General features: G+C 63.3%; 18 protein-coding genes. 9 read left to right on the top strand and 9 right to left on the bottom strand.

Going from position 1 to position 13,373, the window contains the following annotated elements; all coding sequences use genetic code 11:
* Positions 1-18: 18 nt before the first annotated feature.
* Positions 19-447: a GIY-YIG nuclease family protein gene (locus tag EPJ54_RS18455; RefSeq protein ID WP_135213247.1), complete on the bottom strand. Its 429-nt coding sequence runs from the start codon at positions 445-447 to the stop codon at positions 19-21.
* A gap of 171 nt (positions 448-618) precedes the next feature.
* Here EPJ54_RS18455 and EPJ54_RS18450 point away from each other — a divergent pair, with 171 nt between their 5' ends.
* Positions 619-1,557, top strand: a complete 939-nt coding sequence (locus EPJ54_RS18450; protein ID WP_420823050.1) for an isopenicillin N synthase family dioxygenase — start codon at positions 619-621, stop codon at positions 1,555-1,557.
* Between the two features lie 75 nt (positions 1,558-1,632).
* On the top strand, positions 1,633-2,001 hold the full coding sequence (locus EPJ54_RS18445; protein ID WP_135213245.1) for a DUF4345 family protein: 369 nt from the start codon (positions 1,633-1,635) through the stop codon (positions 1,999-2,001).
* A gap of 3 nt (positions 2,002-2,004) precedes the next feature.
* On the opposite strand, the gene EPJ54_RS18440 is transcribed toward EPJ54_RS18445, so the two are convergent.
* From EPJ54_RS18440 to EPJ54_RS18415, 6 genes are all read right to left on the bottom strand, one after another.
* The gene (locus tag EPJ54_RS18440; protein WP_135213244.1) at positions 2,005-3,849 is read right to left on the bottom strand and encodes a DEAD/DEAH box helicase; all 1,845 of its coding nucleotides are present in this window, start codon (positions 3,847-3,849) and stop codon (positions 2,005-2,007) included.
* 76 nt (positions 3,850-3,925) lie between these two features.
* Positions 3,926-4,921, bottom strand: a complete 996-nt coding sequence (locus tag EPJ54_RS18435; protein ID WP_135213243.1) for a serine hydrolase domain-containing protein — start codon at positions 4,919-4,921, stop codon at positions 3,926-3,928.
* A gap of 35 nt (positions 4,922-4,956) precedes the next feature.
* On the bottom strand, positions 4,957-5,358 hold the full coding sequence (locus EPJ54_RS18430) for a PAS domain-containing protein (protein WP_135213242.1): 402 nt from the start codon (positions 5,356-5,358) through the stop codon (positions 4,957-4,959).
* Between the two features lie 80 nt (positions 5,359-5,438).
* Entirely contained in the window at positions 5,439-5,864 is a 426-nt protein-coding gene (locus tag EPJ54_RS18425) for a PAS domain-containing protein (protein WP_135213241.1), read from the bottom strand.
* 78 nt (positions 5,865-5,942) lie between these two features.
* Positions 5,943-6,419, bottom strand: coding sequence for a GFA family protein (locus EPJ54_RS18420; RefSeq protein WP_135213240.1), 477 nt, complete (start codon positions 6,417-6,419; stop codon positions 5,943-5,945).
* Positions 6,416-7,378 carry an oxidoreductase gene (locus tag EPJ54_RS18415; RefSeq protein WP_135213239.1) on the bottom strand — a complete coding sequence of 321 codons (963 nt, stop codon included), beginning with the start codon at positions 7,376-7,378 and terminating at the stop codon, positions 6,416-6,418. Before EPJ54_RS18415 ends, EPJ54_RS18420 begins: the two co-directional genes overlap by 4 nt.
* A 115-nt stretch (positions 7,379-7,493) precedes the next feature.
* On the opposite strand from EPJ54_RS18415, the gene EPJ54_RS18410 reads away from it, so the two are divergent.
* The 5 genes from EPJ54_RS18410 to EPJ54_RS18390 all read left to right on the top strand — a co-directional run bounded on the left by EPJ54_RS18410 (position 7,494) and on the right by EPJ54_RS18390 (position 10,203).
* A complete protein-coding gene (locus EPJ54_RS18410; RefSeq protein WP_135213238.1) occupies positions 7,494-7,727 on the top strand; it encodes a hypothetical protein in 234 nt (77 codons plus the stop codon).
* A 123-nt stretch (positions 7,728-7,850) separates the two neighbouring features.
* Positions 7,851-8,072 carry a hypothetical protein gene (locus tag EPJ54_RS18405; protein ID WP_239591023.1) on the top strand — a complete coding sequence of 74 codons (222 nt, stop codon included), beginning with the start codon at positions 7,851-7,853 and terminating at the stop codon, positions 8,070-8,072.
* 82 nt (positions 8,073-8,154) lie between these two features.
* Complete coding sequence (locus EPJ54_RS18400) at positions 8,155-8,676, top strand: 6-pyruvoyl trahydropterin synthase family protein (RefSeq protein ID WP_135213237.1); 522 nt, start codon at positions 8,155-8,157, stop codon at positions 8,674-8,676.
* Positions 8,677-9,088: 412 nt separating this feature from the next.
* Positions 9,089-9,628, top strand: a complete 540-nt coding sequence (locus EPJ54_RS18395; RefSeq protein WP_135213236.1) for a hypothetical protein — start codon at positions 9,089-9,091, stop codon at positions 9,626-9,628.
* A 209-nt stretch (positions 9,629-9,837) separates the two neighbouring features.
* On the top strand, positions 9,838-10,203 hold the full coding sequence (locus EPJ54_RS18390) for a DMT family protein (RefSeq protein WP_135213235.1): 366 nt from the start codon (positions 9,838-9,840) through the stop codon (positions 10,201-10,203).
* On the opposite strand, the gene EPJ54_RS18385 is transcribed toward EPJ54_RS18390, so the two are convergent.
* Both EPJ54_RS18385 and EPJ54_RS18380 read right to left on the bottom strand, forming a co-directional pair.
* Positions 10,200-10,616 carry a hypothetical protein gene (locus EPJ54_RS18385; protein WP_135213234.1) on the bottom strand — a complete coding sequence of 139 codons (417 nt, stop codon included), beginning with the start codon at positions 10,614-10,616 and terminating at the stop codon, positions 10,200-10,202. The two genes, EPJ54_RS18390 and EPJ54_RS18385, sit on opposite strands and share 4 nt — an antisense overlap.
* Entirely contained in the window at positions 10,613-11,899 is a 1,287-nt protein-coding gene (locus EPJ54_RS18380; RefSeq protein ID WP_135213233.1) for an acyl-CoA dehydrogenase family protein, read from the bottom strand. The genes EPJ54_RS18385 and EPJ54_RS18380 overlap by 4 nt, the downstream gene beginning before the upstream one ends.
* Positions 11,900-11,977: 78 nt before the next feature.
* On the opposite strand from EPJ54_RS18380, the gene EPJ54_RS18375 reads away from it, so the two are divergent.
* On the top strand, positions 11,978-12,550 hold the full coding sequence (locus EPJ54_RS18375; RefSeq protein ID WP_167755835.1) for a GNAT family N-acetyltransferase: 573 nt from the start codon (positions 11,978-11,980) through the stop codon (positions 12,548-12,550).
* Positions 12,547-13,302, top strand: coding sequence for a sulfite exporter TauE/SafE family protein (locus EPJ54_RS18370; protein ID WP_135213231.1), 756 nt, complete (start codon positions 12,547-12,549; stop codon positions 13,300-13,302). Before EPJ54_RS18375 ends, EPJ54_RS18370 begins: the two co-directional genes overlap by 4 nt.
* Positions 13,303-13,373 lie beyond the last annotated feature (71 nt).

Genomic DNA, 13,373 nt, shown 5'->3' with positions numbered 1-13,373 from the left:
GGGGTCAAGCGCCCGCGCTCAGGCGGCGCGGCGCTTCAACAAGGCGCCCATGGCGTCGGCACGCACTGCGGCCGCCCGCCGCTTCGGCTTGGCGACCTCGGCTTGCGGAATCTCCACGTCATTCATGCGCGGTTTCAAGGACTTGATCAGGTCCTCTTCGACTCGGCGGCGATCCACTTCATCACGGATCGGGCCGAGCACGTAGCGTTCGGTGGCGCCGTAATACCAATAGGCCCGGCCCCATTTTTCGTGGCCAAGCAGGCGCGAGCGCAGGTCAGCCGCTTTGCCCACGTACAACGCCTCCAAGAAAAACACCCAGCGGCGGCGGACAAAAACATAAATCCCGCCAACGCCCTCCGGCGGCAGGCCCGTCTTGGTCAGCACGCACTTGAAGCGATAGCGTTGGCCGCTTTTGCCACGCCAGGAATGTGCGCCGAACAGAAACATAGGGCCTCTCCTTGAGAAGCCCGGACGCTCGGCCCCGAATCGTAAACGCGCGATTAACCGATTGCGGCCGCCCGGCGCCATTGCGCCGGCGCAAAACCAGGGCCCACGACCTCTGCTAGCGCCGCCAAGCCGCGCTTGAGAGCGCCGGCTTTCGGAGGCAAACACATGCGCATGGCCCTCGACGCGCTCCCCACCCTCAATATGCACGACCGCCGCGCCAACCCGGAGGCGTTCGCCAAGGCCATGGGCGAGAGCTACGCGCAATTCGGCTTCGCCGTGGTGCGTGATCATGGGCTCGATCCCGCCATGATCGAGCGCGCGCTCGCGGCCACCAAAGCCTTCTTCGCGCTGCCCGAGGATGTGAAGCGCCGCTACCAGGTCAAAGGCGGCGGCGGCCAACGCGGTTACGTGCCGTTCGGCACTGAAGCCGCCAAGGGCGCCGACAAAGTCGATCTCAAAGAATTCTGGCACGTCGGTCGCGAACTGCCCGCTGGCCATCGCTATCGCGCCGAGATGCCGGACAATCTCTGGCCCGCGGAAATCGAAAGCTTCGAGCGTGACGTCTACACGCTCTACGCAGCGCTCGACAAACTCGGCCTCGAATTGCTCGGCTCCATCGCAACCTTCCTCAAGCTGCCGGAGAATTTCTTCGAAGGCCCGGTGAAGGACGGCAATTCAATTCTGCGCCTGTTGCACTACCCGCCGACGCCGCCAAACCCCGAAGGCATTCGGGCCGAAGCGCACGAAGACATCAACGTCATCACGCTGCTGCTCGGCGCCGAGGAAGCTGGCCTGCAATTGCTGACGCGCGAAGGCCAATGGCTCGACGTCGCGCCGCCCGAAGGCGCGATCGTGGTCAACATCGGCGACATGCTGCAGCGCCTCACCAATCACGTGCTGCCATCGACGTCGCACCGCGTCCGCAATCCAAGCGCGGAGCGTTCGCATCTGCCGCGCTATTCGATCCCGTTCTTCCTGCACTTCGCACCGGACTATCTGATCGAGACGCTCCCGAGCTGCATCACGCCCGACAATCCGAACCGTTACCCCACGCCCATCACCGCCCAAGGCTTCCTCATGGAACGCTTGCGCGAAATTCGCTTGGCGTAACGTCAGAACTAGCGGCCACGCGGCGCGCATGACACGCTGACCGCAAGCGCTCGCAAAGGGCGCGATGGGGGAATCATGAAACTCGTGCTTCGCATTGTGCTCGGCCTTGCTGGCTTGGTCTTCGTCGTCATGGGCTTGGCGTTCTGGGCCAATCCCGCAACCCCGGCCGCACGTCTCGGCATCGAAGCTGCGGGCGCGCTGGGCACATCGTCGCTACGCGCGGACATGGCGGCGTTCTTCGGCGTCGCGGGCGGGCTGACGCTACTGGCCGCTGTGCGCGCCAACGCGCGCCTGCTCACCGCGCCGCTGCTGATGATCGCCATCGCCCTCACCGGCCGCATCATCACCGTGATCGTCGACGGCTACACGCCCGAGATGATGCAGCCGATGGTGATCGAAGCCGTGCTGCTTGCGTTGTTGGCGGCCGGCCGGCGCTCGATCTGAAGATCACTTCTTCCGGTGCTTACCCTTGGACGCCGGCTTGTTTGAGTTTGGCCGGCGCTCGTCACCGCCTTTGCGGTGCGGCTTAGGCTCTCGCCGTTGCTGCTCGGCGTGCTTTGGCCGATCCGATCGTTGGGGCCGCTCACTGCGCTCAGCGCGTTGTGGGCGTTCCACCCGTTCGGACCGCTCCGCGCGCTTGGGCCGCTCTGTGTACGGCGTCTCGATCTGCGGCGGCGCATCGACGCGACGCGCACTAATGCCCTTCTCGATGTTTCCGGCACGCCCGATGCGCTCGAAGAAGCCATCGATGCTCGCGCCGCTGATCTCAACGAACGTCTCGTTCTGCTGGATGCGGATCGTGCCGAGTTCGCGCTTATTGATGCCGCCGGCTTTGCACAGCATCGGGATCAGCCAACGCGGCTCGGCGCGATGCGCGCGCCCCACCGAAAGCGAAATCCAAGAGCCGCTGACAAAATTGCTGTTCGCTTCTCTGCGCGCCGGACGGCGCTCACCGCGCTCCGCCCCCTCATTCCACGGCGGCGCCGGCGCCAAATCTTCGGGTGCTGCTTGGCCTTTTCGATAGAGCCGCACGAAGGCCGCCGCGATCTGCTCCGGCGCATGACGCGCCACCAATTCGCGCACTATGCTGGCCTCCGCGCCCTGCACCGCCTCTTGCAGCAGCTCATCGCCTAGCAAACGCTCATCATCGCGCTTTTTGATGTCGTCAGCCGACGGCGGTTCACCCCATTTCGCATTAATCTGCGCTTCGCGCAGCAAGCGCTCGGTGCGGCGGCGCGCTGAATACGGCACGATCAGCACGCTCGTGCCTTTGCGGCCCGCGCGCCCGGTACGCCCGCTTCGATGCAGCAAAGCTTCCGTATTCTTCGGCAAATCCGCGTGGATCACCAATTCCAGATCCGGCAGGTCGATGCCACGCGCGGCCACATCCGTGGCGATACACACCTGCGCACGGTGATCGCGCATCGCTTGCAAAGCATGCGTCCGCGCCGATTGGCTGAGTTCGCCCGAGAGCGCCACCATCGAGAAACCGCGATTTGCGAAGCGGCTCTCCAACCGCGTCACCGCCGCGCGGGTGCTGCAGAACACGATCGCGTTCGTAGCGTCGTAATAGCGGAGCACGTTAAAGATCGCGTTTTCGCTCTCGTGGCTCGCGGTCATCAGCGCGCGATATTCGATATCGACGTGCTGCTTCTTTTCGCCGACCGTGTTCACGCGCTCAGCCGCGTGCATGTATTTCTGCGCGAGATTTTCGATCGGACGCGGCATCGTCGCCGAGAACATCAACGTCCGGCGCTGCTCTGGCGCCGCGTCCAAAATGAATTCCAATTCTTCGCGGAAGCCGAGATTGAGCATCTCGTCCGCTTCGTCGAGCACGATGGCGCGGAGGCCAAACATCTCCAGCGAGCCGCGCCGAATGTGATCGACCAAACGACCCGGCGTGCCGACGACAATATGCGCGCCTTGGTTCAGCGCGCGGCGCTCCTCGCGCGTATCCATACCGCCCACGCACGACGCGATGCGCCCGCCCGCTTCAGCGTAAAGCCATTCGAGCTCACGCCGCACCTGCATCGCCAATTCGCGCGTCGGCGCGATGATCAACGCCAGCGGCGAACCGGCCGGTCCAAACTTATCCTGTCCTTGCAGCAAGTCCGCCGCGAGGTTCAACCCGAACGCCACCGTCTTGCCCGAGCCGGTTTGCGCCGAGACGATGAGGTCCGCGGCCTGCAGATGTGGAGCGAGGACGGCGTCCTGCACTGGCGTGAGGGTTTCATAGCCACGCTTGGCTATGGCCCGCGCGAGCGCGGGTGCGACGTTCTGGATAGTAGGCATCGCGAGGCTCTAGGCGATCTCGCCTGATAAAGCGATGCCTCGTGGTGCGGTTTCGCGGTTAATCCGCCCGCTTAAGTCAGCGCGCGAGCAGCGTTCGCAAGAAATCCGCGTCGGACCAGCCATTCCGCTCCCGCCTGCGCTGGCGCAGCGCTTGGAGAATGCCTGTCGCCTGACGCGCGATGACGAGATCGAGCCCTGGCAACAAATAAAGCCGCTGATCGCCCGCGCCTGCCGCCATGACGATGCCGCCTACGCTCTCCGCCATCGCCGTCTCAATGCTGATGCCGCCCGCACGACGCCCCGGCGGCACAAGCCCCTCGCGCAGCAGCCACCACGAAAGGCCATAGCCCGGATTGGCGCGCGAGCCGATGAAGCATTGCGCTAAAGCGTGCGCATCCACACGCCCCTCGCCGTCGCGCAACACGAACCGGCCAAACCGCGCCCAATCGCGCGCGGTGAGCCCTGCGCCCGACGGCAGATGCGGCATGCCATCCGCGCCGCGCCGCCAATGCGTCGGATTGATCCCAAGCGGATCGAACACGCGGCGCTGCAGATAGGCGAGCGGATCGCCATTGGTCTTGCGCCGCATGATCTCGCCGAAGATTTGAAACGGCGTCGGCCCATAGGCGAAGCGCTCACCCGGCGCCGCCACAGCACGCTGCGCGATGGCGTCGGCAAAAGTCGGCGGTCGCGCGATCGGTCCGCCTTCGATGCCGCTGGTGAGCGAAAGCAAATGCCGGATCGTGATCGCACGCCGTTCATCGCCGCGCCATTCGCGCAAAGTGTCCGCCGCGAACTCATCCCAGTCCAGCAACCGGTCCTGCACGGCGGCCGCCGCCATCACGCCAGTGAAACTCTTCGTCCCGCTCGCGAGCTCCCAGCCGCGCGCCGCCCCGCCGCCACTGGGATAATCTTCAAAGACGATGCGCCCGCCCTGCATCACCAGCAGCGAAACGCCGCGCCGCTCGGCTGAATACGCCGCCGCCGCGCCAAAATTGAATGTGGTCTGCGCTAGCGCGGCCGGGGCCACGCACAGCGCGCCGGCGCCAATCAGGAAATGTCTGCGATCCATGCGCCTCTAACGCTGCGCCCGGCACATTCCGTCGCTCAGGCGGCGCGCATTTCCTCGGCGCGCTTCTGCTCGGTGACGTCCTGATACATGCCGACGACGCCCCAGATATGCCCCTCAGCGTCGCGCAGCGGAAATTTGTTCGTCTCAAGCCAACGCACCGCCGAATTGACGTGCGTCAAGCGCTCGATGATGCGGAGCTTGGGTTGGCCGGTGAAGATCACGTCCGCATCGTCGTCGCGGAAAGCTGCGGCCTGTTGCGGCTCGAAGAAATAATAATCCGACTTACCGATGAACTCAGCCGGATCGGCGATGCCCGCATCATCGGCGAACAATTGGTTGCAGCCCAGGAACCGCGACTCGCGATCCTTCCAGAATATCCGGATCGGCAGCGCATCCAGGATTTGGACAAGCACTTCGGGGGGGAGAGCGTTGATCATGCGCGAGAGCGTGCGCCCGACATGGCTTAAATGGCGCTAATGCAACTGCAGTTTGCAGCTCTGCTTCACGGCCTATGCCGTTAGCCCGACACCGCCGCCGCGAGCGCTTCCATGCGCAGGCGCTCATGCAGACGCTTCTGCTCGGTGATGTGCTGATACATGCCGACAAGACCAATCACGGCGCCATTCGCGTCGCGCAGCGGCAGCTTGTGCGTGCGCACCCAACGCACCTGCCCGTCTGGCATGGTAAGTTGCTCTTCGATCGTCTTCGAGACGCCGGTGAGCATCACTTCAGCATCGTTGTAGCGATAGATTTCGGCTTGATCGAACGGGAAGAGATAGAAATCCGTCTTGCCGACAAAACTGCGCGGATCGGGAATACCGGCGTCATCGGCGAAAAGCTGATTACAGCCCAAATAACGCGACTCGCGATCCTTCCAGAAAATCCGGACGGGTAGCGCTTCCAGCATGCGCTGAAGCACATCGAAAGGCAGCGAACTGATCATGTCTAGACTCGCACAGCCTGACTGGACGTCACTTACAATGACCTAACAGCGCTGTACGGAGCCACTCTGCCTTACGGCCTATGCATTCGGATAGAGCCGGTTGAAAGCGTCGATTAAGATTTGCCTATCCCTCGGCTGGCCTTCTACGCGAGTGGCCTGGGGCGTGAACGGATAAAGCGGATCGCACTCGACCCAAATGTGCGACGCCGGCATGAACCAGGACGTGTCATCCAACGTCCCCGCGCAGATAAAAACAAACTGCGGCGCCGACAATCCTTCGTGCCACAGCCGCGTGCCGCACGCCGCGCAGCGCACGATATCGACCTCACGTCCGCTCTTCGCGCATTTGCGCCAGCGCGCGAGTTCGCCCGCTTCGTGCGTGAACGCGGCGCTGTCTGCGATGAGCATCTGAATGTGCGACCCGCCCGAGAGCTTCTTGCAATCACTGCAATGGCACGCGTTCGCAGCTAAAGGCCGCGCATTATAGCTATAACGCGCAGCGCCGCAGAGGCAGCTGCCCTTGTGCGGCGGGTTGGGAAGCGGCGGACGTGTCATGCGGCCTCGAATTTCGCGCCCGTCATGCGCTCACTTAAAGTCCAGAGTTTATCCGCAAGCACGGGATCAATCGCCCAAGGCCGCACGCCGGCAAAGCTTGGATCGTCCGGCGCCACCGCGACCGCGATATCGCAATCTTCGCAATAGACGCCGCCCTTGTCCTCAAGCTGCGCATTCGTCGCGCACCACACGCTCGTGGCGGCACCCTGGCTCGGCGTCTTGAAGCGCTCATTGACATTGCCGTGCTCGTCGATCCAGCCCATCGCGCGCTTCTCTTCTTCCGGCATGAAGCGCTGCAGATCCGTCATGATGCCGCCCGGATGCACCGCAAACGCACGCACGCCATGCGCTGCGCCGCGTTGATCCAGCCCAATCGCAAACAGCGCGTTCGCCGATTTCGCACGGCCATACGACACCCATTTATTATACTCAGTCCGCTCGAAATTCGGATCGTCCATATCGACCGGCGAAATCCGGTGCCCGATCGACGACAGCGACACCACCCGCGCATTGCCCGCCGCTTTGAGCGCCGGCCAGAGCCGCGCCGTCAGCTGAAAATGCCCCAGATGATTGGTCGCGAACTGCGCTTCGTAGCCGCGCGCATCACGCATCAAGGGTGAGGCCATAATCGCGGCGTTGTTGATCAGAATATCGAGCTTCTTGGTGCGCGAGAGAAATCCGCCCGCGAACGCATCGATGCTCGCCGGATCAGCCAGATCGAGCGCGGCTTGTTCGACATTGGCGATGCCAACGAGCGCCTTTTGCGCCTTCTCAGGCGTCCGCGCCGGCACGATCACGATCGCGCCTGCACCGGCGAGCGCTTTCGTCGTCTCCAAGCCGAGCCCCGAATAGCCACCCGTGACGATCGCGACCTTGCCCGTCAGATCACGCCCGCCAATCGCGTCACGCGCCTCCGTGCGCATCCCATAGCCAGACTTGATCGGCTCTTGTTTCGTCATCGCGCGTCTCCCTGCTTCCCAAAACGCTACCGCATGCCACCGCCCCATTCACGCGAAATCGGAACCTCCGCCGCGCCGCCGCGTTACCCGCGAACTGAATTTTGAGGAGGCTTTTATGCGTAAGCTTATTGTGGCCGCGGGCGCCGCACTTCTGATTTCGGCGTGCGGCACGCAATTGGGCGACCGTATGGCGTCGGGCGCGGCGATCGGCGCGGGCACAGGCGCCGTGTTTGGCGGCGTCGGCGCTATTCCGGGCGCGATCGTCGGCGCAGGCGTCGGCGCGGTGACCCCTCCGGACAAGGTCAATCTCGGCGAGCCGGTATGGAACGACGACGGCGCGCGTAAATAAACAAGGCGAATTGGCGCCGGCCTCGCGTTTTTGGCGGGAAAGCTGGCGTTGGAACCCCAACCGAACTAGTCCGAACGGGCGGCGCTTCACGGCGTCGCCCGTTTTCATGTTGAGGAGATGCACATGAATAAGATGGTTTTGGCTGCGGCGGCGACTTTGGCGTTGGCCGGCTGCGGCACGCAAATGGGCGACCGCATCGCCTCCGGCGCCGCCATTGGCGGCGGCGTTGGCGTCGTCGCCGGCGGCGTCGGCGTGGTGCCGGGCGCGATCGTGGGTGCGGCCGTCGGCGCATTTGCACCGCCTGAAAATGTGAACCTCGGCGAGCCGGTTTGGAACGACGATTGATTGCGCGACGCGCGGCGCGGGCCTAAAGGCTCGCGCCCATGGGCGCCCGTCTGTGCTGCGGGAGTGCCTCGAAGGACGAGATATGGCCACGTTGGAATTCACCCGTCGCTACGCGATGGCGCATCGCCTGTTGGCGACCAAGAGCGCGAAATGCGCGATCCCGCACGGGCACAATGAGTTTGTCACTGTGCGGCTCGAACCTGAGCAGCGCTTCCATTTCTCCGATACGAACTCGGTGGCGCCGTTTGAAGCGGTGAAGAAGCGTTGGCATCAATGGATCGATGAGCACGTCGATCACGCTTTGCATCTGGGCGAAGCCGATCCGCTGATCGGCTATTTCCGCGACAATGAACGCGAACGCCTGTCGCAGATTATGACCTTCCAAGGCGATCCCACCACCGAAGCGCTCGCTGCTTGTTTCTGGCTGAAACTCTCCGCCTTCATCGCCGACGACAAATTGCCGTTCGTGCTGCGCCAAGTGCGCATCGAAGAAACCCCGACCAACACCGTGATCATCGATCACCAAAACTTCGACCCGCGCACATGCGGCCTCCGCGCCGGCGCCTGGCCCTGGCGCGCCGACGTGAGCATCAACGATTTTTGAGCTAGGGGCGCCGGCTTCCAGCCGGCAACAACAACAACGCGTCCCCCGACACATAAAACTCTGTCATTCCGGCCGGAGGCGCGTCAGCGCCGTAGAGCCGGAACCCAGGGCAACATGCTCGTCGTTTGCCCTGGGTGCCGGATCGCGCTCCGCACGTCCGGAATGACGGAGGATGTATGATGGCCGCGCATAAATCCGCCGACTCGCACGTGTTTGACGAGACGCGTCAACCACATCCACACAAGCGCGCCCGCGCTCAATCCAACACCCCGCATCCACACGCATACTCCAACACATGGAGTACACACTCACTCGCCCCATCCCTGATATCTGGATCGCCGCGCGCGCTATGTTCGATCGCTTGCGCCGCGCGACCCATTACAAACAATGGCCTTAAGCGCTCGAAGCTTTGGTGCGGAAACTCGTGCTGCTCGAAGCCTTGGCGCTCGCGTCGCCGCTGCCGAAGCCGCGCCCGATCCAGTTGCCGCTGATCTACACGAAAATAAACCTGTCCGAACCGCCGCGCGAACGCAGCACCGAGCGCAGCTACGCCTTCCGTCTAGGGCCGCGTGCGAGGCCACATCCCGCACGCATTCGTCTGCTCGGCAAACCACAATCGCGCCAGGAGCTTGAGCGCGACAGACTCTACCAAGCGCCACTCGAACGCTTGAAACAAGCGCGCGCCAATCGCCTACCGCCGGCGCAACGCGTGATCCGCCGTGTAAATGCACTGAGCCGCGTGCTCGAAAAGCCGTTGCCCTACGCCAAGCGCTTGGCACGCAAACTGCGCAAAGCGCCGAAGAAGTTTCTCGCCACGATCGCCCTCAAGCGCCAACCGCGCTCGCCCTATATCGACCAGCGCATGCAGCGCGACGCGGAAATGCACGTCTGGCCCGCAGCACGCGCGGCGTATGAAGCGCGCTTTCCACAAACTCAAACGGATACGTGCTAACTCCATCGTCATTCCGGGACGGCCGCAGGCTGAACCCGGAACCCAGGGGCAAACCCACTGCCGCGCCCGCTGGGTCCCGGATCACGCTGCGCGTGTCCGGGATGAAGGTGTAAAACCTTAAAACGCGCGTTCGGCTGAACGGCGCGTGCGCACGCTTCGCACCACGCACCACTCGGCTATACGATCCCCCGACTCATCCCGGAGCGCCCATGCCGTCTTTCCTGACATCACCCCAGATCGCACCGATCCTCATGCTGATCGCGTCGAACGTGTTCATGACGTTCGCTTGGTACGGGCACCTCAAGTTCAAATCGACGCCGCTCCTGATCGCCATCGTCGCAGCTTGGGGCATCGCGTTTATCGAATATTGCCTCGCGGTGCCGGCCAACCGCATTGGCAGCGCATTCTATTCAACGGCCGAACTCAAGACCATGCAGGAAGTCATCACGCTCGTGGTCTTCATCGGCTTCTCGACGCTTTTCCTGCGCGAGCAACTCAGCTGGAACCATCTACTCGGCTTCGCGCTCATCGCCGCCGGCGCGGCCGTCGTCTTTCTCGGCAAGGGACCAGCCTAAGACAAAACCCACACCACCCACGGCGCGCCGATCGCGGCGGCTAACAGCACCTCAAACAAGACACTAAAGCGGTTGAACGGCGTGTCCGCGCCATCGCGCCAGATCGCGATCAGCCGACCAAGCGCCGCCCCGCCCCAACCCGCGCTCAACACCGCGACCGCGCCGATCGCAGCGACGCCGATCATCGGCACGCCTTGCCACAGATAGAAAACAACGAACCCTAAGCCGACGAGATGCAGCCCGAGAAACACGCCGCCAAAGGTTGCGCGAAACTCGGCGAAGCCGCCGCCTTGGTCATCGGCCTGCAGGCGCACCAAGCGCGACGCCCATTTCGGATCGATCAGGCCGCGGCCGCCGAGATACACGCCGATCGCCAGCGCCAAAGCGCTGACGATCCACGCGATGTCGATCAACGCATGCCCGGAAGGCTCACGCCTTCGTCCTTCTTACGCTTGCCGGTCCAGCCGTACTTGGCGAGTTCGTTCAGCGCGATGGTGCGCGCGTGCACTTCGTCCGGACCGTCGGCCAGACGCAGCGTACGAATGCCGGCGTACGATTTGGCCAGACCGAAATCTTGGCACACGCCCGCGCCGCCATGCGCCTGGATCGCGTCGTCGATAATCTTCAGCGCCATTCGGGGTGCGGCGACCTTGATCATGGCGATCTCGTTCTTCGCCACTTTGTTGCCGACCGTATCCATCATTTGCGCCGCCTTGAGGCAGAGCAGACGCGTCATCTCGATATCGATGCGCGCGTCAGCAATGCGCTCTTCCCACACCGAGTGCTCGGCGATCGTCTTGCCGAACGCGACGCGCGAGGTGACGCGCTTGCAGAGCGCTTCGAGCGCCGCTTCGGCCGCGCCGATCGTGCGCATGCAATGGTGGATGCGGCCCGGGCCCAGACGGCCTTGCGCGATCTCGAAACCACGGCCTTCACCCAACAGCAAATTCTCTTGCGGGACGCGGACGTCCTTAAGTTCGATTTCCATGTGGCCGTGCGGCGCGTCGTCATAACCGAACACGTGGAGCGGCCGGATGATATTAATCCCCTTCGCGTCGAGCGGCACCAGGATCTGGCTCTGCTGGCTGTGCTTGGGATTTTCCGGATTGGTCTTGCCCATCAGGATCGCGATCTTGCAGCGCGGATCGCCTGCGCCCGACGACCACCATTTGCGGCCGTTGATCACATAATCATTGCCGTCGCGCTTGATCTCGCACTGGATGTTCGTCGCGTCGGACGAGGCCACCGCGGGCTCCGTCATCAAGAAGGCCGAACGGATTTCACCGTTCATGAGCGGGCGCAGATATTGCTCCTTCTGTTCGCGCGTGCCGTAACGCTCGAACACTTCCATGTTGCCGGTATCCGGCGCTGAGCAATTGAACACTTCGGACGCAAAGCCGACGCGGCCCATGATTTCTGCGAGCGGCGCGTATTCGAGATTGGTCAGACGCGGGCCTTCGAACTCGAAGCTGTCATCCACATGCGCATGCCCGCTCGACGGCGGCATGAACATATTCCACAGCCCTTGCGCCTTGGCCTTCGCCTTCAGCTCTTCCAGCACCGGGATGACCTTCCAGCGGCTGCCTTCCTTCTGCTGCGCTTCGTAGATCGGCACGGCCGGATAGACATGGTCGTCCATGAATTTCTCGACCCGGTCGATCCAGGACTTGGTCTTGTCGGAATGTTCGAAATGCATGGGCTTCCTCCGGCGTCTCACTCTGGCGGCGCTATCCCCGCCACGCTAAAGCCGTGCGCTTTGGGGGGCAATCGCGCGATGGACCTTGCCGCTGCGACACTGACACTCGGCCGCGTCCGGCTCGAACCCTTCACCGAGGACCACCGCGCCGGGCTCGCGACCATCGCCGCAGCCGAGCCCGCGCTTTTCCGGCACATGCCGTTCGCGGTCGTGCGCGATGGCTACAGCGCCTGGTTCGACCTCCTTCGCGCCGATCAGGCGGCCGGCCGCTCGATCCCGCACGCCATCTTCCTAGACGATGCTTATGTCGGCCAGTCCTGCTTCCTCAACATCCGCCGCCGCGACGCGGGCGTCGAAATCGGCTCGACCTGGTACGTCGCCGCCGCACATCGCGGCATCGTCAACCCGTCCGCGAAACTGCTTCTCATGAACCATGCCTTCACCAGCGGCGCCGAGCGCATTGAGTTGAAGACGGATGCGTTGAACGAACAATCGCGCGCCGCGATCCTCAAACTCGGCGCCAAGTTCGAAGGCATCCATCGCCGTCACATGCGCCGCGCCGACGGCAGCCTTCGCGATACAGCTTGGTATTCTGTGCTTCGCGACGAATGGCCTGCGGTGAAAACCGGCTTGGAAGCGCGCTTGGCATGAGCGCACTCACGACCGTCGTCCTGCTCGCGGTCGTCCTGATCACCGCCACGATCTCCGGCGTGTTCGGCATGGCGGGCGGGCTCATGCTCATGGGCGCGTTGACGCTAGCGATGCCGGTCGCAGCCGCGATGGTCACGCACGGCGCGGTGCAATTCGTATCCAACAGCTGGCGCGCCGTGCTACAAAGGCGGCACATCGCCTGGCCGATCATCCTCTTCTACGGATTGGGCTCAGCGATTGCGGCGGGCTTGCTCGCGCTGGTGACGTACGAGCCAACAAAAGCGTGGGTGTATCTGTTGCTCGGCCTCGTGCCGGGCTTGGCGTGGCTGCCGAAGGGACGCTTCAATCTCGACGCCGCCAAACCTTCGCATGCGATCGCATGCGGCTTGTCCGTCACCGGGCTCAATGTGCTCGCCGGCGTATCGGGCCCATTGCTCGATGTTTTCTTTGTGCGCACAGCGCTGACGCGTCACGCCATCGTCGCCACCAAGGCCGCAACGCAAGCGTTCAGCCACACCGTGAAGATGATTTTCTACGGCGCGCCGATGTTGGGCGCTTTGCAAACAAGTGGCCTGCCTGCGTGGCACTTCTTCGTTATTGCGGCGCCACTCGCCATGCTCGGCGCTTATCTCGGCGGCAAAGTGTTGGATCGCTTGAGCGACGTGAATTTTCTCAAATACACGCGTTGGATCGTGACCATTCTGGGGCTGATCTATCTCGCGCAAGCGGTTTGCCTGTTCGCGCAATATTGAGCGATCGCGCATACGCCGCTCACATCATCGTGTGGAGTTCCACAATCGCGGAACCGCAGACGCGCTTTGTC

This window comes from Vitreimonas flagellata, from assembly GCF_004634425.1.
In the GTDB taxonomy this organism is placed as follows: domain Bacteria; phylum Pseudomonadota; class Alphaproteobacteria; order Caulobacterales; family Aquidulcibacteraceae; genus Vitreimonas; species Vitreimonas flagellata.
This window is presented reverse-complemented; position numbering and strand designations above follow the sequence as displayed.